Raw genomic sequence first — 25,312 nt, 5'->3', positions numbered from 1 at the left:
TCAGCTCTCCCCGCCGGTGCTCTGTTTGTTGAGTCCTTCGCCCTTGCCGACATAGGGAATGTCATGGTCGACCAGATCCCAGATGTAACGTCCGCTTGGATGTTTCTGTTCTTCGGCGATATGGGACACCAGGCCGGCGGCCCGCGAAATCACGGCGAAGCCGCGCATGACTTGCCACGGTATGCCGATCTCGCCCAGCAGCGCAGCGATCGCGCCGGTGGCGTTGATCGTGATATGCCGCCCTGCCGCCGCGTCGACGGCGCGCGCCAGCGTGCGCAGCGCAGCCACATGCTCGCCCTTGATATCCGGCAAGCCGTCGGCAATCTCAAGCAATTTGATCGCGCGTGGATCGTCCGGCTTGTGCAGATGGTGTCCGAAGCCCGGCATGGACGCACGCCGGGCACGGTGGCTGGACGCAATTCGCTCGGCGGCAGCTTCAGGTCCGTTCGGGTCGTTCATGATTTCGTGCAGCAGTTTCGCGCAGTTCTCCATGGTGCCCACGAAACTGCTTCCCACCGCCAGCAGACCGGAGGCCACCGCGCCCTGCAGGTTCTCCGGTGCGCTCATGTAGACAAGACGGGCAGCGATCGCGCTGGGCGTGAAACCGTGCTCCATCAAGGTGATCATCACGGCATCCACGATGCGCAGGTCCGATGCCGCCGGCGCGCGGCCGGTGATCTGCTGGAACATCACCTCGGTAAACGTTTTTTTTCCGAGAAGTTCCTCGACAAGATTGGCATCCCGGTAGTACAGGTCGGTCAGGTTGTGGGTGCAGAGTTCGGTAATCGGTTTGTTCTGTTTCATGCGTTCCTCGCTTAATGTTGGAGATCGATCTGCGCACGCACCTCGCGCTTGACCGCGTCCTTCTGCACCTTGCCGACGGGGCTGCGCGGCAGGCTTTCGTAAAAATGAATGCGCTTGGGCGCCTTGACCGAGCCCAGCGCTTCCTTGGCGAACGCAATGAGTTCCTGCGCGTCCACCTGCTGTCCCGGCTTGAGCTGTACGGCGGCGTGAACCGCTTCGCCCCATTTGTCGTCGTCGATGCCGAAGACGGCCGATTCATGCACGGCCGGATGCCGTGTGAGAACGTCCTCGACATCGATCGGATAGACGTTGAAGCCGCCGGTGATGATGACTTCGCGCAGGCGGTCGCGCAGGTAAAGATAACCGCGTTCGTCGAGAAATCCGCGGTCGCCGGTGTGCAGCCAGCCGTCGACGATGGTCTCGGCGGTCTTGTCGGGCATGTTCCAGTAACCTGCCATGACCAGGTCGCCGCGCACGACGATCTCCCCTACTTCGCCGCCGGGCAGGATGCGTCCTTCGGTATCCTTGATCGCCATGTCGGCCAGGAGCGCCATGCGTCCCACCGAGCCGATGTTTTCTTCGCGCGCCAGTTCCTCGGCGCTGATGAACGTGACGATCTGCGGCGCCTCGGTCTGGCCATAGGTTGTTGCGAGAACCGGCCCGAAAAACTTCTGCGCGGCGCGGATCTTTTCGGGCGGCATCGGTGCTCCGCCATATACCAGATGGCGCAGTCGCGGGAACTCTCGCTGGCCAGCTTCCTCGCCGGCCGCCATTACCATGTAGATCAGGGTCGGCGGCATGAAGGATGTCGTGATGCCGTCCTCGCGCAGCGAACGCAGGATCGTATGCGGACTTGTTTCCTCAGGCACCACGTGGCAGCCGCCCTGGGCGAGTATCGGCAGGATATAGGTCGATGCGCCATGCGTGATCGGCGAGGCCAGCAGATAGCGGTCGTGCTCATCGAAGCGGTATGCATGGATCTGATTGACCAGCGTCGCCTTCCAAGCCCGGTATGGCTGCATCACGCCTTTCGGCATGCCGGTCGAGCCGCCGGTGAACTTGATCGCCTGCACCGCATCCATGCTCGCCGTGTTCGGGGCGGGCGTGCACCCGGCGTACTGGGAGACGAGATCCGCCAGGCTGGCAGCGTGCGTTCCTCTGGCGGAAACGACATGGGCTACGGAGTCCAGCCTCAAGCCTTCGCGATACTTGTCATCGACGACGACGATCGACGGGATCGTCACTTCCAGCGTGCGATTGAGTTCGGCCGCCGAATTGCGCGGGTTCAGCGGCACCCATATCTTGCCGGAGGCCAGTACGGCAAGCAGTGCAACGATATGCTCGACGCTGTTGGGCGCGCAGATTCCGACCCTGCTCTGCTGGGCTGGGTCGAGCGCCTGAAACGCGGCGGCCAAGGCGTCGACGCGCGCCGCCAGCTCGCCGTAGCGTACCTGCTCGCTGCCGCTCTTGATGGCGATGGCCTGTGGACGAAGCCGCGCGCTGCGATAAAAGAAATCGATCGGATACATGTTCAGTCCACCTTCGCTCCGGAAGTCTTGACCACCTTGGCCCAGCGCGTAGTCTCGGCCGATACGAAGGACTTGAGCTGTTCCGGCGTCGTGCCGAAAGGATCGGCTCCGAGTTTTGCCAGGCTGGCGCGCATTTCGGGCGTTTGCAGTGCCTTGGTCACTTCCTCATTGAGACGCTTGATGATGTCGCGCGGCGTGTTGGCCGGGGCAACAAGCGCAAACCATGACGTGACTTCATAGCCGGGAAGCCCGGCCTCGACCATTGTGGGAAGGTCGGGCAGCATCTCGCTGCGTTTCGGGCCGGTGATGGCCAGCGCCCGCAACCTGCCGTTCTGGACATTGGGCAGGGCTGATGGCGCATTGTCGAACATTGCCTGTACTCGGCCTCCAAGCAGATCGGTGACTGCAGGCGCACTGCCCTTGTAAGGTACATGCAGCATGTCGACGCCGGTCATCATCTTGAACAGTTCGCCCGACATGTGGATGGAAGAACCGCTGCCGGAAGACGCGAAATTGATTTCTCCCGGCTTCTTCTTCGCGAGTTCGATGAATTCCTTCACTGTTTTGGCCGGCACCGACGGATGTACGACCAGGATGTTCGGCACGGTCGCAATCAGCGATACCGGCGCGAAATCACGTTCGAAGTTGAACGACAGATTGTTGTAGAGGCTGGCATTGATCGTATTGTTGATGGCAGCCACATACAGCGTGGTTCCGTCAGGGGCCGACCGTGCCGCCAACTCCGCGGCAATATTGCCGTTGGCGCCCGGCTTGTTTTCGACGATGAACTGCTGCCCCATCTGCGTGCTCAGCTTCTGTGCAACCAGGCGTGCAATCACATCGGTGGCGCCTCCGGCGGAATAGCCGACCAGCATGCGTACCGGCTTGTCCGGATAGCTGCCTGGCGCAGCCACGGCCGAGCCGGCCAGGATGGAAAAGGAAAGGACACCGACCAGTGTCCGGATCAGCGGTTTGAAATGCATGATGTCTCCTCGGTTTTTCGTTTGAAGTGGGCTTGTGCTTTTGACGGTCCATAATATGGACTTAAGTCCATGCACGACGCACAGTCGCCGCAGTGAGTAATCTTAGGATTATTGCTCGGTTACTCTCAGCGCGTGGTCGAATATAGCATCCGGTTTTCATCGAATGTATAATCATGTTCCGCAATATGGAACATATTGATGAAAACTTCTGTAGCAATTGTCTCTGGAGCCCAGAGCGTTGAACGTGCCTTGGCACTGCTTAAGCTGGTATCCGACCGCAACCGCGACGGCGTACGCCTGGCGGACTTGGTTGCCCTGAGCCGGCTGCAAAAGCCGACCGCTCACCGTCTGCTTCAGCAACTCGTTGCCAGCGGATTGATGAACCAGTCTGCCGACAAGCGATATCACCTCGGGCAGTTTGCCTACGAGGTGGGTCTTGCTGCCTCGCATCACTTTCCTGTACGCGACATCTGCGAGCCCTATCTTGAAAGAATTGCGCAGGAAACCGGCGATAGCGCATTTCTCGTCGTGCGCAGCGGTAGCGATTCGTTTTGCGTGGACCGAAAGACCGGCTCTTACCCGATCAAGGTGTTTACCGTCGAGGTCGGGCACCGCCAGCCCCTGGGTGTGGGCGGCGGAGGCCTGGCCTTGCTGAGCGCGTTGGCCGACGACGAAGTCGATAAGATACTGCTTGCGAATACCGATCGGCTCTCGTCATACGGCGGACTCAACGTCAAGGCGCTGGGCAAGCTGATCAAGGAAACCCGTGAGCGCGGCTATTCGGTAATTTCCGATTACGCGATACAAGGCGTGACAGGCGTTGGCCGCGCCATCATTGACGGCCGAGGTTCCGTGATGGGCGCCATCAGCGTCAGCAGCGTGTCCCAGCGCATGGACGCGGAGCGGCAGCACCTGGTACAGCAGATTCTCAAGCGCGAAATATCGAAGCTTTCCGCAGCGCTTGCCCGCAGCGGAGGAGCCTGAAGCCGGCCTGGCGTTTCAGGCCGACCTCTTTTTACTTGCCGCAATCGGCGATGCGATGGGTAAGCGCACCAAGGTAACGGTCCGAGGCATCGTAATAGGCGTAGCTGATGTCGACCATTTCCAGGAAGCGCCGCTGCGCGGAGTCGGTGCACCATGCTTTCCTCTGCTCCGTCTTGACTCGTTCAATGACTTCTCTGGACGGCTTCTTGATATCGGTATGCACTCGGTTCCTGTACACCAGGCGGGGCTTGACCTTGCCGGAAACACATTCGACGCTCTCGAGCGTTGATTGGGAACTGATCTTCATCGGCAGTTCGGAACGAAGCTTCTCGGCAAGTTGCCGGCATTCATCAAGGGGAACCCGCTCGGCTGCAGCCGGGAAGGCATGAAGCAAGAACATGGCGAGCATGAGAGAGCGGAACATGACATTCTCCTGAAAGGCTTTGATGCAGTCTAACCGGGAATGAAGAGCGGGTTCGCCAGCGTACCGAAAGGATAAACGAATTCATCCGATCAGATTTCCATCTACGGCCGCTCTCCTTCAGCCCTTCCCTCCTGACGACTTCCTCCGGCGCTGGCCAAACGGATGGCATTGCTTGAATAAAGCGTGCCGGCGATGTTCGAGGCATGGGCTGACTGTCAGGTCAGCCATCCTTCGTGCGGCCTCTGTTCTTTGCCCATATGCCGGCAAGAATCAGTGCATAGGCCGCAAGACGAAGCACGTAGACCGAATAATTCTCGGTATTGGCATTGAGACGCAGCCAGCCTCCAAACAACAACCGGTTGGCTCCTTCGATCATGAAAGCGAGTGCAAAGTATAGGAACAAGCGGTCTCGCGTGCTCTTCCAGAAACGAAGAAAAAAAAGCGCCACGATGAATGAGCCTGTTGCAATTGCTCCAACCAATACGTTCTCCATCAGTCCTCCTCCCAGATCAGTCCATACAAGAGCGGCAGCAATGCAATCAGTGAACAAAGCAGTCGCCATGTTGCAAGATCAATGTCCGGAAAGACCACCTTGTCAACCACGACCAGACCGTTGTTGAAAAACAGGATCGAGAATGACAAGCCGCTCCAGAGAAGAATCCTGTGCCGGAAGACTGCATAGCTGCGAAACAGGAGAACAGCGCATAGCAGCGACGTCAGTGCGCAGAGGCTGTAAATCAATGCACCCATCTCTCAATCCTTCCTCAGCTTGAACGCATCGGCAAATTGCTGTGCCTTGCGGTTGGTCTTCGCATGAATCAAGTTGGTCATGCCAACCAGATTTCTTGCGTATGCATCCCTGACCGCAATCACAAGCTCCCTGATTTCATCCGACCGTGGGGAATAATGGAACGTCCCCGGCGAATCTTCCGCGATGAAACCCGCTTCCTGCAACTCCCCAAGTATTGCGGCACCAGCCCGCTCCGACATGTACAGTCGGCGCGCCAGGGCATGCGCATCCCAAGCGGCCTGCGGAACCTGCTGCATCAACAGAAGTGCTTCAAGAAACGGCACGGAGGGAATCGCCATCAGCACGAATCGTCTGACGGCATCCGGAATATCTTCAAAGGTCATGAAATTCTTGTGGCTCCTTGCTAATCATTCATTCTCGCCCGCAGGCTCGATGTCTGAAACGGCAGTTCTTCCTCACTAACGATGCGCCGGGGAAGCCGGTGCCGCATCGGCGGATATCACTGTCTTCAGACGCTCGAGCAGCATGTCCAGAAATGAATCCATCGCGGATATGTCCTGAAGGTGGAACTCCGCCGCTGTTTGCTGCGCCTCTTCGACGCGGATGGTAAGCAGTCGGTCTCGAGGCAACTTGAAGACAGTTTCATCGGCGACGTCATCTCCGACATAGATTGCAGCGGGCGCCTTGATCATCGAAATCAGCTCATTCAGTGCAATTCCCTTGTCCGGCGCATCGGCCGGCAGCAGGTTCAGCACGCACTTTCCCGAGATGACTCTCGCATCCGGTGTCGTTCTTCTTACAAGATCAACCAGGCGCCGCTGCGCTGCAAGCGGGTCCTCGACCATACGGTAATGAATGGCCAGCGAATACACCTTGTCTTCAATCCATATGGCAGGCTCGCAATGAGCGCGAATCATTGCGCTGCGCAATTTCTGCATCCATTGGCGGCAGTTCGAGCGGTAGCGTTCTTCATGCAGTTCTTCTCCGGAGAGTCCTTCGATGCCGTGATTTCCGATCAGGAAATGCGGAAAGAAGTCCAGGTTCAGGCTGATGTCTTCGACGGAACGTCCGGTAATCACTGCGACAGGAGCGAATTCGGCCAGTGCTGCCAGACGTCGCAGCAGCGGCGGCGGAATGCGCGCCGTCGAAGGATCATCGACCAGAGGAGCAATCGTTCCATCAAAATCGAAGGCGCACAGAACTCCGGGTTGAACCGTTTCCAGCAGCCGGTTCATTCCATGCTCGAAGAACTCTCTGCTCATGCTGGAAGCACCCGGTGAAGCGAAGCGTAGGGAGACGCATGAATCTTGCGCCGCGCCGGACTTCCTTTGCATGGACATGATGCATGCGAAAGCGGGCGACGGGCCTGATGATGGACAATGAAATCCGCAACGAACAGCAACATGTCGCGCTTCCTTTCGTGAGTCGGAGTCCGCTCCGGCGAGCACTCGCAAAATGCAGTGCGCGTTCGAGTGCGGACCGGGAATAAATTTACGCTACCAGTTTCTCGGCAGCGCCTGATACGCTGCGGCTGTACTCGCCTTCGGCGATATGCAGAGTTCTGGTCGGATAGGCCAGGCGGAGATTCCGTTGGCGCAGAGCGGCAAGCAGGGCAAGATTGATTTCCTGCTGTATGTCCATGTACTTGTTATAGTCCGGGTCGAGTACGTAATAGACCACCTCGAATTGCAATCCCTTTTCTCCATACCCCTTGAAGTGGGCGCGATCGAACCGTGCGTCGAGGTAGTCAGCAGAAATGATTTCCCTCACCGTATGCGGTACGCGTTCTATCTCCTCGATCGAAGTGTCATGGGGCAGGCTGAATTCGAACAGCACCCGACGTTCCTGCATGCGCTTGTAATTGCGGATGCGGCTCTTCAGCAGTTCCGCATTGGAGAAGATGATCTGTTCTCCGCTCAAGCTTCGCAGTCTCGTGGTTTTCAGTCCCACATATTCAACCGTGCCCAGATAGGAGTCGACGACGATGAAATCTCCAATGACAAAGGGCTTGTCCATGGCGATCGAGACCGAGGAGAAAATGTCGCCAAGTATGTTCTGCACCGCGAGCGCCACCGCGATGCCGCCGATCCCGAGGCTCGCCACGATGGTTGTGATGTTGAAACCGAGGTTGTCGAGCATGACCAGTGCGGCGGTGGACCACAATATGATGCGCCCTACCAGGCCGGCCAGCATCAGGTGGGTGGCGCCTGCCGGGTCGGTCTTGCGCTGCTGATCGAAGGCGCCTTTTACTGCGACGGAAATGATGCGATTTCCCCATAGTGCGATCTGCGAGACGAGGGTGACGATCCATGCGTAATGGAGCCACCGTTCCTGGGAAGGCGAAAGCTGTATCTGGCTGACTCCCGCCAGCAGCGCAATGCCGACGAAAAACGGCAGGCGGGTACCGCTCACGAGCTGCTCGATATAGTGCAGGAATGGTACGCGTCCGGCTTGCCCCAGTCTCTGAAGCTGCCGAGCCACGAATGCCTTGAGCAGTAACAGTCCGCTGAGGACCGCCAGCAAGACAATCAAGGCAGAAGCAATATCATAGGATATGAACTCTAGACTTTTCACTGTAACTCCGAGAATCTACCGTCAGTCGCGCTATGACCTGAATCGATAGGTGCGATGGGAGGATCTGGAAGAATCGCTCCCGAAAAGGATATCCGCCGATAAGCGGCATTTGTGCCCCACTCGGGGACGAGAGGCGGCTTCGGGCTGTATATCCGCAAAGTGCACAAGGCGCTTCCAACGGCCGACTCGAAAGCGAGAAAGACACTATGGAGGCATGAACCTGGAAGGAAAGAGTTGCGCAAGGCAGGCGCTCATGTTCAAGCCTCATTCTGCCCAACCGGTTGCCGCAATATACAGGCCCTTTCTTAAGCCCAACTTAAACGCCCTTGCATCGATACAGAGCAGCGCGCATATCGAGTGTGATCTTGCGGGAAGACGTGTTTCGTCCATCTTATGCACGTCGAGCGTTTCGTGCCGACATGCAATATGTTTGCAGTGAGTGCATTGGCTTTAGCCGGAGGGTGGACCTTATCGAGTGGTTAAGCTTCACTTAATGTAAGACTTGTATAGTCGCGCATATCCGCATGTCGATGCCCGTCCTTCTGTGCTTGAAAGCAAGACAGGAGCTGAGCTTTCCTGCATCGGCACAGGCACTTCACCCAGGAGGAATCATGGCGCTTGTTTATGACCACAATTACTTGCCAACATGCTGTGGCGTCGGGCTGGTTCCGGGAGATCCCTATACCGCCTGCCAGATATGCCTGGCCCGTTTCGATACTCAGAATCTGGCGGAGGAAATGATGCGTCTAAAGACCCTGGCTGCGGCTAAGCCTGCAACACCCCGGCACGCGGCGGCCGCATAAGGTTGTGCGGTTGGTTTTCATCAAAAGCAAATCCGAAAATCCATCCCTGGGCATTGATCGAAGCTTGGAACAAGCTGCAAGCGTGATGCCCGGAGTGCTGGACCGCGCAATGGCTGCCCGTCAGTCGGAACGCAGCGGCGAACCGCCAGTCGAGATGGTGGAAGACACCGCTTTTCGTTTTCTTGAAGAGCCACCTCTCGTTTGGGCTCGTGTGTCCCGCGATGGAAGCGCCCCGGCAGCGGCACATCCGGATCAAGGCGAAAAGCCAATGAAACGCGCGCGTCTCTTTGGCTTCATGTATGAAATCACCGTCACGTTCTTCAACATCGTGGTGTGGGGATTGCTCGCGCTCTTTGCTCTGCTGACGCTGATTTACGGCTAAACAACGGACTGTCGTTTGAAGATCAATTGACGTACGCGCGCGCCTTCACGCCGGGCGTGAGGCGCGGGCCGAGATCAAACAGGCCCCGAGTCCAGGTCCTCGAAAGACGCTCCTCCATCAGCCTTTTTCGTACGGCGGAGAACTCCATAAAGATATTCTCCGGTCGGCTTGCTTCCGAAGATGCCTTGCAGCTCGATGATCAGGTCATCGAGATCGAATGGCTTTTTGAGGAACACATCTGCGCCGCATGCGAGGCATTGTTCGCGGATGCCGCTGCTGTCGAGCGCGGTCACCATTAAAACAGGTGTCCTGTCGTCGCGGGCTCGCAGTTCTCTCAGCAGATCCAAACCGGTTTTTCCCGGCAGGCCGATATCCAGAATCACCGCATCGAACGAGGATGTCGCGAGCGTGCTGGAAGCGCAATGGCCATCCATGAGCCACTCGACAGACCCGCCTTCCAGCTCGAGTCCGATCTTGATGTTTTCCCCTATCATCGTGTCGTCTTCAACCAGCAAGACACTCTTGTGCAATATGTCCATTTCCGTTAATTGGTTCAAAGGGGACTGGGCTGAAAATGCAGCGACCAAGACAACTGCCTGCATCGCCGCGACAAAGCGGGAACAGTCAGAATTCATCTTCACTTAAAAAGAAGGCCCGGCCCCTTTGATGGAGCCGGGTCCAAAGAGGATTATCGTTGTGTTCCTGCTGCTGCAATCCGAAGGCCGGATCATCTGCCCTGTGGCGTGCTTCGAATGAACTGTCTCTCTCCGTCTATATCTTTGTTGAGCCGTGTACTAACGCACCTGCTCATTGTGCATAGCGAACCTTATCCGAATCTTAAAGAGGAAGACAAGCATGTGCTTGAGGGAGATTGCGCCGCGGACATTTCCATTAATTTCCTTCGCCCCACCTGCGCCGCGGTCCGCATTGCACCTGCACCTGAATCTGCATATCCTTCGATTCCAGCAGCGCCTTTTCCATCGGCACAATGCATGCAGGCGTGCTCAAGCCCTTCGGAACGCGGCATTCCTTCACCATGATGGATTGCATGCTGAACAAGGGCCACGCTGTAAGTCCACCGTGGTTTTGTCTCCTGCATGCGCATCGCAGCTCAGGCTGACGACGAACGCTCAAGCAAGCCCAACAGCTGGTGGGGACGTATTGCCATAAGCGTCACGAAACATCGTAATCGAATGATCACGGTTGTGGAAAATGCGCGTACGGACTGTGCTGCTTTATGAGTTGGCAACGTGGTTTTTTCGCGTGAATCGCACAAAGAAGTGCTACCAACTGCAATAAGTATGGCCGCGTCGCCTTCCCCGTTTATAATTTCCATGTGGCAGGAGTACGGTCGTGGCATATCGTCCACGCGTTGCCAATACCGCGTTGCCATTTGCCAGATGCTTGCGCCACCGCAGCCGGCGGCCCCCTATTCTCTCTTGATTAATTTGCATGCCTAAGTCTACTGTTTCCATCATCGCCCGTGCCGTCGTCTCGGGCACCATCCTGGCGGCAGCCTTGCCTGCCCTGTCGCAAACCGTTCCGGCACCGGTTGCTGCCGCAAGAAGCTGGACTGTCCTCGACGCCAATACCGGCCAGATGCTCGCCTCTCAGGAAGCCGGCCTGCGCATCATTCCCGCCTCCCTGACCAAGGTGATGACCGCCTACCTGGTGTTCGAGGCGGTGCGCGACAAGCGTCTGCAGTGGGACCAGATGGTCAATGTCTCGCTCAATGCCTACCGCGTTGACAAATCGTCTTCCAAAATGTTCATCGACCCCAAGGTACCGGTGTCGATCAAGGATCTGACCTATGGCCTGATCATCCAGTCCGGCAACGACGCGGCGGTTCAGTTGGCCGAAGCGGTTGCCGGCAGCGAGGAAACCTTCGCGGCGATGATGAACAAGAAGGCGCTGGAACTCGGCATGAAGGGCAGTCACTTCATGAACGCGTCCGGCCTGCCCCATCCCGAGCACTACTCGACCGCAGAAGATCTGACGATTCTGGCAGCGCGCCTGATTCGCGACTTCCCCGAGGAATACAAGATCTATTCTGTCAAGGAATTCACCTACAACAATATCAAGCAGGGCAACCGCAACCTGCTGCTGTACAGCGATTCGACCGTCGACGGCATGAAGACCGGCTATGTGAACGGCTCCGGCTACAACCTGATCGCATCGGCCAAGCGCAACGGCAGCCAGCGCATTATTACCGTGGTGACCGGCACCGCGTCGCCGCGTGTGCGCGCCGACGAAAGCATGAAGCTGCTCGGATGGGCGTACTCCAACTTTGAAAGCGTCAGGGTTGCAGCCAATGGTCAGCAGCTGGCGACGCCGACGGTATGGAAGAGCGAGCAGAATACCTTCAAGGCCGGCTTCGGCGCCGATCGCTATGAAACCCTTCTCAAGGGTGCGGGCAGCAAGATCAAGACCGAGGTGGTATTGCAGGACAAGCTGGCTGCCCCCATTGCCAAAGGCGCCAAGGTCGGCACGGTGAAGGTGACCTTTGACGGCAAGCCGCTGGCAGACCTGCCGCTGGTTGCGCTGGAAGACGTCAAGGAAGCCGGCTTCTTTGCAAGGATCTGGGATTCGCTGCGCATGCGATTTGCCTAAGCGTCGATGGCCGGCGCACGCCGGCCGCTTCAGACAACTGGAATCAAGCCGCATCATGCGCGGTTTGACCTTCCAAACATGTGGTCCACAGCCAGCGGTGTCACCACAGTGCCGGGCCACCCCTTGGCACTGGTCGAGAGCATGTTCGTAACTGCTGCATAAAAGTTGGCCGACAAAATCCCGCACTCTCACGCCGCAGACAGGCGGACGGATAGTCAGGTCCGCCTGCCCCGCCCTCTCGGCTACCTGCTTTGGTAAGCCCGAACATTTCCAGGAATGCCCTCCGCGTCGAAAGATCTTGCAATCTTTACATCACGCATTCCCATCGCCGTCAATCCGTCCGCGATATCCGCAATCGCATTTTCCATGGTCTCGGTACGGCTGAGCAGTCTTTCGGCAAATCCCAGGAGTTCACTGTCATCGTCGCGTGACAAGTTCACCCTGAGCGTCGGTTCGTCCTCGGTCCCGAACGGTCCGATGACTGCCTGGATATTTTCCGCAGCGCTTCCCTGTGCTTCGAACAGATCTCGCAGTTCGGTCAGGAGGCGAAGCACGCTCAATTCGATCAAGGCCGCTTCCCTTGCGCCGAAGAACAAGTCCTGATACAGGAAATCTATTCGCACCCCGCGTCCATCGGTGGCGAGGCAGCGCTGCAGCAACGGTGTAACCTGTTGCGACCAAGTGCGGAAGCGCTCTGCGCGCGCTTCGAAGTAGCGGTCGGCCGCAGCGGCTTTTTCAGGTACGCGGTAGAAGGGATCGTCGGCGGGCTTGAGCGCGAAGCCGACCAGGAACCGGAGTTCGAGCGCCTCGTCGTCAGGCGCAAACTCTGATGGCGGCCAACCGGACAGGCTTTTCACGATGGCGTCCGCCGCGGAGGCCTTCTTGCGGGTCATGGCCTCGGCAGCTTCATGGACCATGGCATTCAAGTGGCAGTAGCCGATACGCTCCAGCTCGTCGGCGTGATACGCATGGCTGACGAGAACGACGCTTGCGCGCCGGCTCTCCAGGCCGTGCTCGACGAAACTGGCTCTCAACTGCTCGAATGCATCGCCGTCCTGGAAGCATTGTTCGGCACGCAGTCCGCCCTTGGTGTGCACAAACAGCGGAACGGCGAATGCATTGATTTCCAGTTCGGGGCCTGTGTCACGCCGCAGCAATACCGTGCCAGCCTGTTCCTCCACGCTTTCGCGCAATACCTGATAGGCCTTGATATCTTTTTCGTAGACCGATTCGAGCGCTTCATCGAGCGCCTGCTCGCGTTTGTGCTGCAGGCACTTGCGTATGGTCTTGCGCAGACCGGCGAGCGCTTTCGTGTGCTCCTCGCTCAACGAAGCATAGAGGTCGACGTCGCGCAACTCGACGGCCAGTTTGATCAGTCTGTCGGCCAGCGCGTCATCGTGTTCTTCTGATGCCTGGGAGTTCTTTTCGGGTACGGCTTTTGTCTTTTTCATGGTCAAGATGGGAATTCAAACCGGTGCAGCAGACATTCGGCTTTGCTTCTCATGCCGTTCGGCCGCTGCATGGCATGGAAGGATCTTTGCTGTGGTGTACTTTGCCTGGAAAGTTCTAGTTTACAGGCTTCCGACGGCAAAGGTGGAAACTTCAAGGCTCGCGGGAAGAATGTTCATCTTTCATGCGTTCCATGCCTGAAAGACATGGGAGATCAGCGTGATGTTCGCTTTTCATGCGGCTGTAGTCCGTGTAAGAATGCGGGTATCACACTAGGCGGACAAGCCGCTTCCGCGAAAGAGGTGCCAAATGACCGCCCTGCCGGAAGCATGTTCGCCATGAGGAGAATTCATGCAACTGACATCGCTGCCTTCGCTAGATGCCTTGAAAGGCTTTGTCGCCGCCGCCAGGCGCAACAGCATTACGGCTGCGGCAGACGATCTCTGTCTGACGCAGTCGGCGATCAGCCGTCAAATACAGGGACTGGAGGAACGATTTGGCACACCGCTGTTCGTGCGCAAGCATCGAACCATCGTCCTTACCGACGCCGGTGAACAGCTTTACAGGATCGCCCTTCCCTGGATGGAAAAGTTGCTGGAGTTCGCTGCCTCCGTCAAGGATGAACCGAAGCGCCGCCCTGTCACGATTTCGGCAAGTATCGGCGTATCCACCCTGTGGATCCTCCCTCGGCTTGGTGCATTCCAGGCGGCGTATCCGAATATCGATGTGCGACTTGCGGCGAACAACCGACTGCTCGATCTTCAGGCGGAAGACATCGACATTGCCATCCGGTACTGCGCGGCAGGACAAGCGCCGCGCGGCGCACTTCGCCTGTTCAACGAGGTCGTCGTCCCGGTAGCAAGTCCAGAGGTTGCAGCCAATGCCTTTCAGTCGAGAGGCACGCTGTTGGAACATACCCTGCTGGAACTCGATGACAGCGGGCGGCCCTGGTTGAAGTGGTCAACCTGGCTGCGCGAGCGGGCTGTCAAGAAACACAAAGCCAGTCGCTATCTGCATTTCAACCAGTATGACCAGGTGATTCAGGCAGCCTTAGAAGGCCACGGTATCGCACTCGGCCGCCTGCCGCTGGTTGAACCCATGCTGCGCGCCGGACGCCTCGTTGCACTGTCGGGTGAAAGGCGGGACGTACCGGAGTATGCCTATTGGCTCATCGATGCCACCGACAGTCCTCGATCCGATGTGGATGTGTTCCGGCGATGGCTGATCGATGAAATGAAGCTTGCCGCCGATGCCGGCGTGGCCATCGAGGATGCATAGCCGGCGCTGAAAGCGGCCGGAATCGACAATTCAAGCGGGACTCCATGCGGCATGCCGGCACGCCGCGTCTGCCTTGCACCTTCGTATGCGTCGCACGCATGGGTTGACTGCAAAAATGTCGGTTGTGGCCTGCAACCCGCCTCTCCATACTGAGCTTAATTCGCCAACCGGACTCGGAAGGATACACAGAATGAAAAGCTCGGTGCGGTTCAGTCCGCTTGCCCTGGTGCTTGCCGGCGGCGCCATCATGGGACTCTCCCTTGGCGTTCGCCATGCGCAAGGCCTTTTTGTCATTCCATTGACGTCCGCCCATGGATGGACCCGTGGCGATTTCGCATTCGCCATCGCGCTGCAAAACCTGATCTGGGGGCTGGCGCAGCCCTTCACCGGCATGATCGCCGACCGATTCGGCTCGGTGAAAGTCGTTGCCTCCGGTTGCCTCCTCTATGGAGCAGGGCTTTACTTCATGTCTCAATCTTCAGGGCCGGCCGAGTTTGTACTGAGCGCAGGACTTCTCATCGGTATCGCCTTGTCGTGCAGATCCTTCAGCGTCATCTACGGTGCTCTCAGCCGCCTGCTTCCGCTGGAAAAGCGCGCATGGGGGCTGGGACTCGCAGGCGCCGCCGGCGGCCTCGGCCAGTTTGTCGCCGTACCGTTTGCCCAGAATGCCATAGACGGCGCAGGAGCGGAAGCCACGCTCGTCCTGCTTGCAATTTCTGTCACCATCCTGGCGCTCCTTGCATTTCCATTGCGCGACAAGACATCCGACGGCAGTCCGGCAATTGAATCCGGGTCTTTGGGTGCAGTACTGCGCGCGGCATCCTTTCACAAGGGTTTCTGGATGCTTGGAATCGGTTTTCTGGCCTGCGGTTTCCAGCTGGCGTTCATCGCAACGCATTTGCCCGCCTATCTCCTCGACAAGGGACTCAACGGACGCAGCGCGATGATTGCGCTGTCCCTGATTGCCATGGCAAACGTTGCGGGAACCTATGTCTTCGGCCTGCTCGGCGCCAGGCTGAGCAAACCGCACCTTCTGGCCGGTATCTATCTTGTCCGCTCTGCCGCGATCGCAGCCTTTGTCCTGGCACCAATCAGCGAGGCAAGCCTCTATGTCTTCGCCGTTACCATGGGCTTTCTGTGGCTTGGCACGGTGCCTTTGACGAACGGCATCGTCTCGCAGATATTTGGCGTCAAGTATCTCGGCACGCTGTTCGGCTTTGTCTTCCTGGGCCATCAGATTGGCAGTTTCCTCGGAGTCTGGCTGGGCGGCATCGTGTTCGACCTGACCCGGTCCTATGACGCCGTCTGGATATGTTCGGTCGCACTCGGCCTGATCGCTTCCGCGCTGCACTGGCCGATCCAGGACAGGCCGGTGATCATCGCGGCAATGCCTCGTCCTGCCTGAGCAAGCGTGATGCAAGCCGTCATCGCATGCACGGTATTCGCAACCGCCAGTTTATGGGCTTTCATGCAGATGTTGCAGCCGGAAGCAATCTTGCGGATGCTGGCCGCCTTGTCCTTTTGCTAGCCGTGCTATGACATTTCTGGAATTCGGCGTCGCCAGGTGCCGCATTCGTCACACGAGGTTTCATGAAAGGCTTACATCCATGAACGGCATATCACACGGTGCGCCCATACAGGTCGAGCTGGATGCAGGCTCTATCGTTGTGCTGCCTGATGAGCTCGACGTTGAAGTGCGCTGCAAGTCCGGCATGCTCTGGGTCGCCCAGCTCGACAATCCGAACGACCTGGTCATCCCCATCGGGGGCGGCATGGTGATTGCGAAGGGCAAACGTTCGATTGTCAACGCTCCCGCAGCCGCTTCGCTGGAAATTCATATGGCCGCGCCCCGGCAGTACCGGCTGACATGGGACTTCTCTCGCCGCTGCCATGGAATCAGGCATGCACTCGCAGCGCAGGTGTTGAGGGTGAGAGGAAAATGTAGGATTCGCCTTGCCGAAGACGGGGCCGCCATCCTTGTGTAGCAAGCCTGTCTCGCTCACTCGACCTGCACTTCGTCTTTCTGAGCTTGATCTGCGGTATGTCGTTGAGCAAGACGGATCGTCTTCCTGCTTTCGAACATCGCGGTCCAGGTCGGCGACATCTCCTGCTTGAGCAGAATCGGCCGCATTTCCGGCGGCGCGCAGTGGCCATCGCGGAAATGGCCGCACAGACGGCAGAGTTCGCTCGCCGCGCCCAGCATGTCATCGTCGTCCGCCGGCAAGGCGGCCGAACCCAGGTTTTTGCCGGCAATGCGGTCGATGCCGCCAGCTACCGCGCATGGATAATATCCAAGCGGCGTCAGGCCCATGCCGCAGTTTTCCATGATGTCGCAGCCGTTGCGGAAGTCGGCATTGGCGAACTTGGGATCATCAACCGGCGCAACGTTGAAGGCGCCGAAGCTGGGCTGGAGATTGCCGGTCTTCGATGTGTTTTCAATCTGGATCGAGGAAGGAACTTTCTTGAGCATTTCATTCACCGCCTTGCCATATCCATTCGATACTACGGTGATGATACAGTCAGGGTCCCATTGCTGATAACGGAGCAGTTCTTCCGTAATCGGCAGGAATTCCGGATGAAGAGTCGGCTCGCCTCCCAAGACGCGTATGCCTTTCCAACGCTTGCCGCGTGCAATCGATTCATCAACGAACTGCCTGATTCGGGATAACGAAATATGCAGCTTCTCGGGTGCCTGGGAGATCGACCGGTTGCAGTTGAGGCATCGCAGGTTGCATACGTAAGTGATGTCGATTTCGATGCGTTCCCGGCTGCGGCGATACTGGGGGCCTAGCAGCCGAGTGGTACCGGCCGAGATGCGGAAATTCCGGTATCGGGCTTTGAATGCGTACCACTGCCGCAATACAGGCAGGAATAATTCGCCCGGCGAGAATGATTTGCGAACGGGAATATCAACTGGCTGCTCAACCATTGTCTTGCTCCCCTTTAAAGAACGGCTTTTTGTTTTTAGTTAGACTGATTGTAGATATTTAAATAACTTTTAAGATTGATTAAGTACAACGAGGTTTATGACATATCGCAAGCGCCGGTTTGAATCATTTCTTCTCTAATAGTGCTAATGCGCTTTAATCCTGTGCTGCAAGTGCCTGATTATCCGGTAGTTCATCTTCAGATATGGGGCGCTGCTTCGTGTTGAAAGCGACGCGCCGCTCCTGTCAGGATTTATTACCGAGGGCTCCGTTTTTGGCTGGAAGTCCGGGCCTAATCCAGATGTCCCGGTTCGCATCCCTCCGTGTGGTGCCTATTGCCAAGGACATATGTGGAATGTGTTCCGGTAATACGATCGCCGTTGACGAAGACGGCATGCTGCCTTCGCGGAACGCTCTTCAGATGACGAAAATTGCCTTTATGGAAAGAGTTTCGACGGGAGTTTCTCCAGCGCGGAATCATGATATTTTGTTATCAGAACTGCGCGTTGTGATTAAAAATGGTCCCGCATCTTTGGTACTGAAACGTACAAAACATTTTCCGCCGTGTTTGTAACGCGGAGCCTGGCCTGAATGTGTAATTCCCATTCCATTTCCGAAGAAAACCGTCTATGTTTACGCAGTGCAACAAATTGTGAAATCGCTGATAATGCGTTGTACGGAAGCGCGGCGTAGCTCGTTTCAACTTTGACACCTAGAAGACAATCAGCATAGCCATCTCTGAGGCGCCAAGTGAACAACAATCCTGTAGACGATTCACCGCTTTTCATTCATTTCGGCACGACCAATCCGCACTGGTGGCTGTCGTCCGACAGCGATGCGCTGAAGTTGTCAAAGGATGGCCTGCAGTCTTCCCGGACAATTACGTTGACGGAAGAGCAAGCCTCCTCCATACGGGCACTCAAGGGCGTGACCAGCTGCGTGCGGCTGGATGTGGAGATTTTCAGCGAAGCCGTCACCCTGTACCTCATCGGACGCAAGATCGACCCGTGGACATGGGCCGGTACCGCGTCGGACCGCGCGGATGTGGATGCGCTCGCCCACTCCATGTCGCAGGCCATTGCCTATTCCGAGCAAGTCATTACCGAGGTCAATTCGATTCTTGTCATTATTGACAGCAACGGCAAGATCAAGCGCTTCAATCGGCTGTGCGAGGAAGTCACGGGCATCAAGGAAGAGCATGTGCTAGGCCACGATGCTCACGACTTGTTCATGCTCGAATCCGAGCATTCGGATGCCCGAGCAAACATCAAGGAATTCTTCAAGACCAAGAAACCGTTCGACATCGTACGGCCGGTCAACGGCAAGTACGGCGTGCGGCATATCCTCTGGCGCAACAAGATTGTCGAGAGCGGCAGCGGAGTCAATGAAAGTTACCTGATCTGCTCAGGGACGGATATTACGGAAGAGCGGCGCATCAAGGCGCGCCTGCTTGAACTGGCCAATACGGATGTCCTGACCGGGCTGCCGAACAGGCATGCGATCCAGGAAAGCATCAACGCGGCGGTTGCCGACGAGGCCGGGACGCCATTCGCGATACTCTTCATCGACCTCGACAATTTCAAGAAGGTCAACGACCACTACGGTCACCTGACCGGGGACGGCCTGATCAAGGCCGCCGCCGGCGTGATTCGCCAATGCCTGCGCGACAGCGATGTCATTGCCCGGCTCGGCGGCGATGAATTTCTGGTCATGATCAGGAATGCAAGCCTGGAGGGAGTGGAAGCGATCACCCGGCGCGTGCTCGATAAAATGAAGCACCCGTTCCAGGTAAATCATGCGGAGATCCATTCCACCTGCTCGATCGGCATTGCGATGTTTCCGGCGCACGGAAGCAGCATGGAGGAACTTGTCCGCCATGCCGACATGGCCATGTATGCGGCCAAGGACGAGGGAAGAAACACCTTCCAGGTGTTCGATCCCGTGATGAACAAGAAAATCAGCGAACAGGTCTGGCTCGACGGCAATCTGCGCAAGGCGCTGGATGAAGGACAGTTCGAACTTTATTACCAGCCGAAACAGAATCTCAGCACGGGCAAGGTCGACAGCGCGGAAGCGCTGATACGCTGGCATTCGCCGGAGCGTGGCCTGATATCGCCAGCCACTTTCATTCCCTATGCCGAGGAGTCCGGCCTCATCATCCCTATCGGCAAGTGGGTGATGGAGGAAGCGGCGCGCCAGACGGAAGCCTGGGCGAAAAAAGGCATCAACCTGCGCGTGGCAATCAACGTGTCGGGCCGCCAGCTTCGGCACCCCGATCTCGTGAGCGACTTCCGCCAGGCGTTGATGGATGCGGGCAGCTATCCTTCGATGCTCGATCTCGAGCTGACCGAGAGCTACCTGATCGAAGACGAGGCACTGGCGTTCGACCTGATTGAGAAAGTCAACAAGCTTGGCGCCGAAGTTCACCTCGACGACTTCGGCACCGGCTATTCCTCCCTGACCCATCTGGCCCGCCTGCCGATCGACTCGATCAAGCTCGACCGCAGCTTCATCAGTTCCGTGCACAATGACGTGCGGGTTCAGCGTCTCCTGCGCTCGATGACCGTCGTCGCGCAGGAGCTCCAGCTGAAGGTGATTGCCGAAGGCGTGGAAACGCAGGAACAGGCCGACTTCCTGCGCAGCATCGGCGTCGAGTATGCGCAGGGCTACCTGTTCGGCAAGCCCATGTCCGCAGCGGACTTCGAAGCGTGGTACGCACAGTCGCGCGTACTCCGTATCGTTGCCTGATTCCGCTTAGGCTGCAGCAGCAAGCGGCGGCTTGCCCATCCTGCGGTTCTGCAGCATGACCAGCCGCTCCATGTAGGCGAGGTCTTCTTCCCGCAGGTGAAATGCGCTTCGTGCCCAGTCATCGGTAATGTCGATCAGCTCCTGCTTGCTGATTCCCTGAATGCGCCTGCGGGCTCTCAGCATCGCGCGAACGCCGTTGAGCTTGGGCTGCAGTTCGTCGATGAAGGTGCGCGTGGACTTGAAGGACTCTCCCGCATCGAACGTCTTGTCAACGAGCCCGCGCTCGGCGAACCATTCTCCGCTGTGGGCTTCGCCGGTGCGGATCAGTTGTTCCGCAACGCGGTCGCTGGCCTTTCTCGCCACCAGGGAATACGCTCCCATTCCGGGGAAAAGATTGAAGGCGATTTCCGGGAAGCCCATCTTGGCGTCCTTCTGCGCAAACACGTACTCATGGGCGAGCGCCGATTCCAGTCCGCCGCCGAGCGCCGTGCCTTCGATCATGGCGATCGTGATCGCCCCGACGCCGAAGCCGTTCATCGCACCCCAGGTGCCCTCGATGCAGGCATGCGCATAGGCACGCAGGCTTTCCAGGTTTCTCGATCGGATCTGCTGGACGAAGAACGACAGGTCGCCTCCGACATTGAAAATGCCTGGCACGTCGGAGCCGGTCACCCAGAAATCGACTTCCAGCCCGCTGCGGACGATGGCGTTTTTCAGCTTGTCGAGATCGGCGAGCAGTGCGAGGTTGAAGCATGGCCGGGGATGCGCGTGCTGCATCACCCACAGGGTCTTGCGCTCTTCCTCATACCAGACGGCCATTTGCGAAAGAGCTCCGGCCTCGGTGAGAAGGCGGCATCCAGGATGGTTCTTGAGTTGCATGAAGGGCTCCATTTATTCAATGATTCAAGTGCTGCAGGACGATGCGCGGCGCTTCCGTCGTGGGTTTGCCTTCGAAGTCCAGCCACCGGAAGTTGGTGTAGTCGTACAGTTTGCATTTCGTGAAAATCATGCCGAGCGTGCGGAAGGAAAAGCCGACGACAAGCGCATTTGCGCCGAGGAGTTCGTTCAGGCGCGCCTGCGCACGGCCAAGCTCGTAGCAGGGAATGGCCGGATATACGTGGTGGGCCGCATGGTCGTAGAAATTGTGGGCGAGGTGCGCCATCCAGGCGGGAAATTTCAAGTGCACCGTCATGGCTTCGGGAGGAATCCTGGCTTTCATCGACGAGCCTTCCGCAAACCACGGAATATCGGGATGCGTGTGATTGACATAGAGCGAAAAGGCCAGCAGCGACTGGAAAACGAAGAACGGCAGCACGAATCCGAGCAGCAGCGCCGTCATGACCGATATAGGCGCAAACAGCGGCGCAGCGATCAGGGCGCCGACGAATACGACTGCATAGACGCACAGGAAGGCGAAGTGGAGCCAGGCTGAACGCTGCCTGTCCTGCGGCAGGAATGCACGCGGCATGAACTTGACCTGCCACCAGCGCTGGATAATGTAATAGGTGCCGAAGGCAAGCGGATTGCTGCTTCGGGAAAACCGGTACCACCATTTGCCTGTGGTCGACAGCGCATCATATGCTTCCTTTGACAGAGGCTTGTAGGAGTCGACATGGTCGCCGTTCGTATGCGGATGATGCAGTGCATGGTGGTCGTACACCCAGAGGCGATAGTTGAACAGGCACGGCATGAACGCCAGTACGCCCAGCCACCAGTTCAGGCGCCGCGATGCCGTCAGGCTGTTGTGGGCGGCGTCATGAGCCAGCGTCGCGAGATTGGCCAGCTTGATTCCGGCAAAAACGGAAGCCAGCAGCTTGAGACCGAGGTTGGGTACAAAAAGCACCGCGAGAATGGCGGTCCAGTACAGCGCGAAATCCATCAGGAACAGCATGCTCCCTTTGACCGTATCGGGTTTGGCATACAAGGCCATTTCCTTGACAATGGCTCGATGCGACGGAGCCGGATCCTCGAGCCTGGATGGAGGGTGGGTGACGGGAAGAGCGAGTGCCATGATGCGACCGTTATTATTAATTTGAGAGTATCTAGCCTAGCGTTTGACATCCTTTCAGGAAGCGCAGAGCAGATATGCTGCGGACGGCATGTTGTTCATATCGCATTGGACGGATCTGGTGTAGTAGCAAACCTCTTAATATGTATTCTTAAAAACCAGTTCGCAGTTCAATCCTTGGAACGATGCCGGTTTGTTTAACGATCTCGTCTTCCAATCAGAAGCCGCCGAGATGTTCAAAAGACGGCTGCTCTTGCCGTTTTGATAGCACTTTCAGAGCTAACCAAGGGCCGCTTGTGGCCAGTAGTTGTCAGTACGGCAAAATACTTGCATTGCGCCGGCCACAAGCGGGGTTATTTGCCGCGGTGCCCCCTCAGTTGCCGGCACCGGAACCGCTTTCTGCAGCCCTTGCGGCTCGAGCCGCCTCCTCACCCAGCTCCCGGCGGCTGAGGGTTGTAGCGACTTGGGTGAATTCGACGAATTCCGGCGTGCTGGTGGCAACGGGATTGCCTTCCGCATGAGCACGCTCAAGCTCGGCGCGGACTTCCGCGCGGGTCCTGGTGCCTGTGAAGCTGCCTTGATCCACATACGGATAGATGTCATCGGCGAATGCGGAATGGTCAGTGAAGAGAACGACCGCTGCTATCAGATATTTCACTTTCATTTTCGGCTCCTGAATAGTTGATGAATTCGCATGCTGCGAAGCAGTTGCTTGATGTCTCGCGACTGCCGATTGACTGGCAAACACCATCGATAAAGCGTGATCCGAAGGCTCCGGACTTGAGCTAAAGCATCAACACCGAGCTTCGAGAATCAGATTGAATGGCGTCTCGGCCGCTCGCCGGAAATGTTTGAATCCGGCCTTCCGGAACACTTCCTCAAGTCTCCCTTCACCTGCTTGCGCCCCGAGGACAAGGTGTCCGCCTTCCGACACTGCATGCGCGCAGCAGAGCGTCGTCGAGGCCGCGTAGTAAAGCCGGGCCACTGGCGAGATGTTGTCTTCGACGCGGTCATTGGCAAACGGCTCGACCAGCATGACGGTGCCATCCGGTGCAAGCGCCTCGGCCGCGTGCTGCGCTGCCGCTACCGGGTCGCCCATGTCGTGCAGACAGTCGAAGAAACAGATGAGTCCATAGTTCCTGCCCGGATAGTCCACCGCCGTCGCGGCGTCGAAGCTGACACGCGAGGTGAGGCCTTCGTCAGCAGCATTGCGCCTGGCTTCCGCGATCGAAGCCTTGTGCGTATCGAAGCCGTGAAAGCGCGAATTCGGGAATGCCCGGGCCATCAACACGGATGAATGGCCGTGGCCGCAACCGATGTCGGCCACATCGATGCCGGCCTCGAGTTTCCTGCTGACACCGTCAAGCGCGGGCAGCCACTCCTGTACGAGACTCGCACGGTAGGCATTGCGATAAAACGCCGCCACTCCGCAAAAAAGCCGGTCATGATGATCACCCCACGCCACGCCTTTGCCAGAGCGAAATGCCGCGATGGCTTTCTCTTCGTCGAACCACATCGATGCCGGCACGCTCCAGGCATTGGGGATGTACACTGGACTGTCTTCGTCGGCCAGCACCATTGCCTGCTCGGGAGAAAGCTCGTATGTATTGCTGACTGCGTGATATTCGACGTAGCCGCCGGCGGCCTGCGCATTCAGCCATTCGCGAACATAGCGTTCGGCGCATCCGGTTTCACTAGCCAGTTCCGCCGGGGTGAGCGGGCCTGCACCTGCCATCGCCTTGTATAGGCCGAGCTTGCTGCCGATGCTGACCATGACGCCTCCATAGCCGGCCGAGAGGTCGCCGATGGCGCGCATGACAAAATTGTCGAGCCTGGTTTGATCAATTGCGGTTGCATTCATGTTCTCTGCCTCCTGTGGTCGTTTCATGAGTTCAAACTGCGTGCACAGAGTCGCACGCAGACTGCTGGGGAGACAGCGCGGGAATGACCCGGAATCGGTTCGTTTGTGCCAAGGCGGGTACGATTGAATCCAGGAAAATGTCACGAAGAGGAGTTGCCATGGCCAGACAAGCGCCCTCCCCCGGATCTGCTCCGCGCCACGTCAGTCTGCTTGCGTTGCCCGATGCGGCTGTTTCCACGCTGACCGGCATCTTCGACGTGATGAATGCTTTCACGCTTATGGACATGCCTGACGCACTAGGCGCCGCTTCGGTCCCGTTCCGCCTTGAGATCGTTGGCGAAGCGACGGGCCCCCTTGGACTGGCAAGCGGCGTGCCGGTTAACGTGCAGCGCGCATTCACGGAGATTGATGCCACCGATATCGTCATCGTTCCCTCGGTGCTTCTGCCGCAGCAAGGATGGAAGAAGGACCGCTATCCCGGCCTCGTCGCGTGGCTGCGCATGATGCACGACCGCGGCGCGGTGCTCTGTTCGGCCTGCTCGGGAATCTTCCTTCTGGCGGAAACCGGCCTGTTCGACGGCAAGGACGCCACGGTGCACTTCGGCTATGCCGGAGCCTTCGCGGCTGCCTACCCGTCCGTTCCCATTCATCCGGAACGCGTGCTGACCATCTCCGGGGCGCGTGAAGAACTGGTTTGTTCGGGCGCATCGATGAGCTGGCATGATCTCGTGCTTTACCTCATTGCACGTTACGCCGGCGCGACCGCGGCCCAGGAAGTTGCGCGCCTCTTTGCGCTGCAGTGGCACCAGGACGGACTCACCCCTTATCTTGTTTTCGAGGGCAAGCGTGACCATGGCGATGGCGACATCCAAAGCGCGCAGCAATGGCTGGACAAGCATTTTTCGGTCGCCCATCCGGTGGAAGAGATGATCCGGCGTTCCCGGCTTGCCGAACGCACCTTCAAGCGGCGCTTCACGCAGGCGACCGGACTCACTCCGCTTGATTATGTCCAGCGCCTGCGGATCGAAGATGCGAAGCGCAGGCTCGAGCGGACCGAGGCGCCCATCGACGAGATCAGCTGGAGGGTCGGGTACGAGGATCCGGCTTTCTTCCGCCGGCTGTTCAAGCGCACGACCGGTCTGGCGCCGGGTGCCTATCGCCGGCGCTTTCGCATTCCTGGTTTTGCGCGTTGAGCGT

25 protein-coding genes are annotated in these 25,312 nt (G+C 57.9%); 9 read left to right on the top strand and 16 right to left on the bottom strand.

Features of this window, described 5'->3' with window-relative positions:
• The 3 genes from IGW03_RS17385 to IGW03_RS17375 are packed head-to-tail and all read right to left on the bottom strand — an operon-like array spanning position 1 to position 3,316.
• Complete coding sequence (locus IGW03_RS17385; RefSeq protein ID WP_194723832.1) at positions 1–804, bottom strand: citryl-CoA lyase; 804 nt, start codon at positions 802–804, stop codon at positions 1–3.
• Between the two features lie 11 nt (positions 805–815).
• Positions 816–2,333, bottom strand: a complete 1,518-nt coding sequence (locus IGW03_RS17380) for a class I adenylate-forming enzyme family protein (protein ID WP_194723831.1) — start codon at positions 2,331–2,333, stop codon at positions 816–818.
• A 2-nt stretch (positions 2,334–2,335) separates the two neighbouring features.
• Positions 2,336–3,316, bottom strand: a complete 981-nt coding sequence (locus tag IGW03_RS17375) for a tripartite tricarboxylate transporter substrate binding protein (RefSeq protein WP_194723830.1) — start codon at positions 3,314–3,316, stop codon at positions 2,336–2,338.
• A 198-nt stretch (positions 3,317–3,514) separates the two neighbouring features.
• Here IGW03_RS17375 and IGW03_RS17370 point away from each other — a divergent pair, with 198 nt between their 5' ends.
• On the top strand, positions 3,515–4,300 hold the full coding sequence (locus IGW03_RS17370) for an IclR family transcriptional regulator (protein WP_228535679.1): 786 nt from the start codon (positions 3,515–3,517) through the stop codon (positions 4,298–4,300).
• A gap of 31 nt (positions 4,301–4,331) precedes the next feature.
• On the opposite strand, the gene IGW03_RS17365 is transcribed toward IGW03_RS17370, so the two are convergent.
• From IGW03_RS17365 to IGW03_RS17340, 6 genes are all read right to left on the bottom strand, one after another.
• Positions 4,332–4,724 (bottom strand): hypothetical protein, encoded by a 393-nt coding sequence (locus IGW03_RS17365; protein ID WP_194723828.1) that lies wholly within the window; start codon positions 4,722–4,724, stop codon positions 4,332–4,334.
• Between the two features lie 220 nt (positions 4,725–4,944).
• Complete coding sequence (locus IGW03_RS17360; protein ID WP_194723827.1) at positions 4,945–5,217, bottom strand: DUF5985 family protein; 273 nt, start codon at positions 5,215–5,217, stop codon at positions 4,945–4,947.
• Complete coding sequence (locus IGW03_RS17355; protein WP_194723826.1) at positions 5,217–5,474, bottom strand: DUF5985 family protein; 258 nt, start codon at positions 5,472–5,474, stop codon at positions 5,217–5,219. Before IGW03_RS17355 ends, IGW03_RS17360 begins: the two co-directional genes overlap by 1 nt.
• A gap of 3 nt (positions 5,475–5,477) precedes the next feature.
• Entirely contained in the window at positions 5,478–5,858 is a 381-nt protein-coding gene (locus IGW03_RS17350) for a hypothetical protein (protein WP_194723825.1), read from the bottom strand.
• A 75-nt stretch (positions 5,859–5,933) separates the two neighbouring features.
• A complete protein-coding gene (otsB, locus tag IGW03_RS17345; protein WP_194723824.1) occupies positions 5,934–6,737 on the bottom strand; it encodes a trehalose-phosphatase in 804 nt (267 codons plus the stop codon).
• A 229-nt stretch (positions 6,738–6,966) separates the two neighbouring features.
• Positions 6,967–8,007: a mechanosensitive ion channel family protein gene (locus IGW03_RS17340; protein ID WP_228535677.1), complete on the bottom strand. Its 1,041-nt coding sequence runs from the start codon at positions 8,005–8,007 to the stop codon at positions 6,967–6,969.
• A 653-nt stretch (positions 8,008–8,660) separates the two neighbouring features.
• Between IGW03_RS17340 and IGW03_RS17335 the strand changes: the two genes are divergently transcribed.
• The gene (locus tag IGW03_RS17335; protein ID WP_194723823.1) at positions 8,661–8,852 is read left to right on the top strand and encodes a hypothetical protein; all 192 of its coding nucleotides are present in this window, start codon (positions 8,661–8,663) and stop codon (positions 8,850–8,852) included.
• A 10-nt stretch (positions 8,853–8,862) separates the two neighbouring features.
• Complete coding sequence (locus IGW03_RS17330) at positions 8,863–9,234, top strand: hypothetical protein (RefSeq protein ID WP_194723822.1); 372 nt, start codon at positions 8,863–8,865, stop codon at positions 9,232–9,234.
• Positions 9,235–9,308: 74 nt separating this feature from the next.
• On the opposite strand, the gene IGW03_RS17325 is transcribed toward IGW03_RS17330, so the two are convergent.
• On the bottom strand, positions 9,309–9,869 hold the full coding sequence (locus tag IGW03_RS17325; protein WP_194723821.1) for a response regulator: 561 nt from the start codon (positions 9,867–9,869) through the stop codon (positions 9,309–9,311).
• A gap of 817 nt (positions 9,870–10,686) precedes the next feature.
• Here IGW03_RS17325 and IGW03_RS17320 point away from each other — a divergent pair.
• Positions 10,687–11,844, top strand: coding sequence for a D-alanyl-D-alanine carboxypeptidase family protein (locus tag IGW03_RS17320; RefSeq protein WP_194723820.1), 1,158 nt, complete (start codon positions 10,687–10,689; stop codon positions 11,842–11,844).
• A 242-nt stretch (positions 11,845–12,086) separates the two neighbouring features.
• On the opposite strand, the gene IGW03_RS17315 is transcribed toward IGW03_RS17320, so the two are convergent.
• Complete coding sequence (locus tag IGW03_RS17315) at positions 12,087–13,295, bottom strand: DUF2863 family protein (protein ID WP_194723819.1); 1,209 nt, start codon at positions 13,293–13,295, stop codon at positions 12,087–12,089.
• Positions 13,296–13,644: 349 nt separating this feature from the next.
• Between IGW03_RS17315 and IGW03_RS17310 the strand changes: the two genes are divergently transcribed.
• The 3 genes from IGW03_RS17310 (at position 13,645) to IGW03_RS17300 (ending at position 16,556) form a co-directional block, all read left to right on the top strand.
• Positions 13,645–14,571, top strand: a complete 927-nt coding sequence (locus tag IGW03_RS17310) for a LysR substrate-binding domain-containing protein (protein ID WP_194723818.1) — start codon at positions 13,645–13,647, stop codon at positions 14,569–14,571.
• A 190-nt stretch (positions 14,572–14,761) separates the two neighbouring features.
• Positions 14,762–15,976, top strand: coding sequence for an MFS transporter (locus IGW03_RS17305; protein ID WP_194723817.1), 1,215 nt, complete (start codon positions 14,762–14,764; stop codon positions 15,974–15,976).
• A 202-nt stretch (positions 15,977–16,178) separates the two neighbouring features.
• On the top strand, positions 16,179–16,556 hold the full coding sequence (locus IGW03_RS17300) for a hypothetical protein (protein WP_194723816.1): 378 nt from the start codon (positions 16,179–16,181) through the stop codon (positions 16,554–16,556).
• Positions 16,557–16,570: 14 nt separating this feature from the next.
• Here the strand turns inward: IGW03_RS17300 and IGW03_RS17295 are convergent, their stop codons facing one another.
• Positions 16,571–17,500, bottom strand: coding sequence for a radical SAM protein (locus IGW03_RS17295; RefSeq protein ID WP_194723815.1), 930 nt, complete (start codon positions 17,498–17,500; stop codon positions 16,571–16,573).
• Positions 17,501–18,248: 748 nt separating this feature from the next.
• Here IGW03_RS17295 and pdeR point away from each other — a divergent pair.
• On the top strand, positions 18,249–20,246 hold the full coding sequence (gene pdeR, locus IGW03_RS17290) for a cyclic di-GMP phosphodiesterase (protein WP_194723814.1): 1,998 nt from the start codon (positions 18,249–18,251) through the stop codon (positions 20,244–20,246).
• A 6-nt stretch (positions 20,247–20,252) separates the two neighbouring features.
• On the opposite strand, the gene IGW03_RS17285 is transcribed toward pdeR, so the two are convergent.
• The 4 genes from IGW03_RS17285 to IGW03_RS17270 all read right to left on the bottom strand — a co-directional run bounded on the left by IGW03_RS17285 (position 20,253) and on the right by IGW03_RS17270 (position 24,115).
• A complete protein-coding gene (locus tag IGW03_RS17285; RefSeq protein WP_194723813.1) occupies positions 20,253–21,125 on the bottom strand; it encodes a crotonase/enoyl-CoA hydratase family protein in 873 nt (290 codons plus the stop codon).
• A gap of 16 nt (positions 21,126–21,141) precedes the next feature.
• Positions 21,142–22,257: a fatty acid desaturase family protein gene (locus IGW03_RS17280; RefSeq protein WP_194723812.1), complete on the bottom strand. Its 1,116-nt coding sequence runs from the start codon at positions 22,255–22,257 to the stop codon at positions 21,142–21,144.
• 370 nt (positions 22,258–22,627) lie between these two features.
• Positions 22,628–22,918 (bottom strand): DUF4148 domain-containing protein, encoded by a 291-nt coding sequence (locus IGW03_RS17275; protein ID WP_194723811.1) that lies wholly within the window; start codon positions 22,916–22,918, stop codon positions 22,628–22,630.
• A gap of 129 nt (positions 22,919–23,047) precedes the next feature.
• Entirely contained in the window at positions 23,048–24,115 is a 1,068-nt protein-coding gene (locus IGW03_RS17270; RefSeq protein ID WP_194723810.1) for a class I SAM-dependent methyltransferase, read from the bottom strand.
• A 158-nt stretch (positions 24,116–24,273) separates the two neighbouring features.
• On the opposite strand from IGW03_RS17270, the gene IGW03_RS17265 reads away from it, so the two are divergent.
• Entirely contained in the window at positions 24,274–25,308 is a 1,035-nt protein-coding gene (locus IGW03_RS17265; protein ID WP_194723809.1) for a GlxA family transcriptional regulator, read from the top strand.
• Positions 25,309–25,312 lie beyond the last annotated feature (4 nt).

Origin of the sequence: Noviherbaspirillum malthae (assembly GCF_015352985.1) — a bacterium.
Classification (GTDB): Bacteria; Pseudomonadota; Gammaproteobacteria; order Burkholderiales; family Burkholderiaceae_D; genus Noviherbaspirillum; species Noviherbaspirillum malthae.
The sequence above is the reverse complement of the archived record's forward strand: the minus strand, read 5'-3'. Positions and strand labels throughout refer to the sequence as shown.

Bases quoted from the DNA above. Each gene is read 5' to 3' on its own strand.
- IGW03_RS17385 (WP_194723832.1), bottom strand. From the start codon at position 804: ATGAAACAGAACAAACCGATTACCGAACTCTGCACCCACAACCTGACC.
- IGW03_RS17380 (WP_194723831.1), bottom strand. From the start codon at position 2,333: ATGTATCCGATCGATTTCTTTTATCGCAGCGCGCGGCTTCGTCCACAG.
- IGW03_RS17375 (WP_194723830.1), bottom strand. From the start codon at position 3,316: ATGCATTTCAAACCGCTGATCCGGACACTGGTCGGTGTCCTTTCCTTT.
- IGW03_RS17370 (WP_228535679.1), top strand. From the start codon at position 3,515: ATGAAAACTTCTGTAGCAATTGTCTCTGGAGCCCAGAGCGTTGAACGT.
- IGW03_RS17365 (WP_194723828.1), bottom strand. From the start codon at position 4,724: ATGTTCCGCTCTCTCATGCTCGCCATGTTCTTGCTTCATGCCTTCCCG.
- IGW03_RS17360 (WP_194723827.1), bottom strand. From the start codon at position 5,217: ATGGAGAACGTATTGGTTGGAGCAATTGCAACAGGCTCATTCATCGTG.
- IGW03_RS17355 (WP_194723826.1), bottom strand. From the start codon at position 5,474: ATGGGTGCATTGATTTACAGCCTCTGCGCACTGACGTCGCTGCTATGC.
- IGW03_RS17350 (WP_194723825.1), bottom strand. From the start codon at position 5,858: ATGACCTTTGAAGATATTCCGGATGCCGTCAGACGATTCGTGCTGATG.
- otsB (WP_194723824.1), bottom strand. From the start codon at position 6,737: ATGAGCAGAGAGTTCTTCGAGCATGGAATGAACCGGCTGCTGGAAACG.
- IGW03_RS17335 (WP_194723823.1), top strand. From the start codon at position 8,661: ATGGCGCTTGTTTATGACCACAATTACTTGCCAACATGCTGTGGCGTC.
- IGW03_RS17325 (WP_194723821.1), bottom strand. From the start codon at position 9,869: ATGAATTCTGACTGTTCCCGCTTTGTCGCGGCGATGCAGGCAGTTGTC.
- IGW03_RS17320 (WP_194723820.1), top strand. From the start codon at position 10,687: ATGCCTAAGTCTACTGTTTCCATCATCGCCCGTGCCGTCGTCTCGGGC.
- IGW03_RS17315 (WP_194723819.1), bottom strand. From the start codon at position 13,295: ATGAAAAAGACAAAAGCCGTACCCGAAAAGAACTCCCAGGCATCAGAA.
- IGW03_RS17310 (WP_194723818.1), top strand. From the start codon at position 13,645: ATGCAACTGACATCGCTGCCTTCGCTAGATGCCTTGAAAGGCTTTGTC.
- IGW03_RS17305 (WP_194723817.1), top strand. From the start codon at position 14,762: ATGAAAAGCTCGGTGCGGTTCAGTCCGCTTGCCCTGGTGCTTGCCGGC.
- IGW03_RS17300 (WP_194723816.1), top strand. From the start codon at position 16,179: ATGAACGGCATATCACACGGTGCGCCCATACAGGTCGAGCTGGATGCA.
- IGW03_RS17295 (WP_194723815.1), bottom strand. From the start codon at position 17,500: ATGGTTGAGCAGCCAGTTGATATTCCCGTTCGCAAATCATTCTCGCCG.
- IGW03_RS17285 (WP_194723813.1), bottom strand. From the start codon at position 21,125: ATGCAACTCAAGAACCATCCTGGATGCCGCCTTCTCACCGAGGCCGGA.
- IGW03_RS17280 (WP_194723812.1), bottom strand. From the start codon at position 22,257: ATGGCACTCGCTCTTCCCGTCACCCACCCTCCATCCAGGCTCGAGGAT.
- IGW03_RS17275 (WP_194723811.1), bottom strand. From the start codon at position 22,918: ATGAAAGTGAAATATCTGATAGCAGCGGTCGTTCTCTTCACTGACCAT.
- IGW03_RS17270 (WP_194723810.1), bottom strand. From the start codon at position 24,115: ATGAATGCAACCGCAATTGATCAAACCAGGCTCGACAATTTTGTCATG.
- IGW03_RS17265 (WP_194723809.1), top strand. From the start codon at position 24,274: ATGGCCAGACAAGCGCCCTCCCCCGGATCTGCTCCGCGCCACGTCAGT.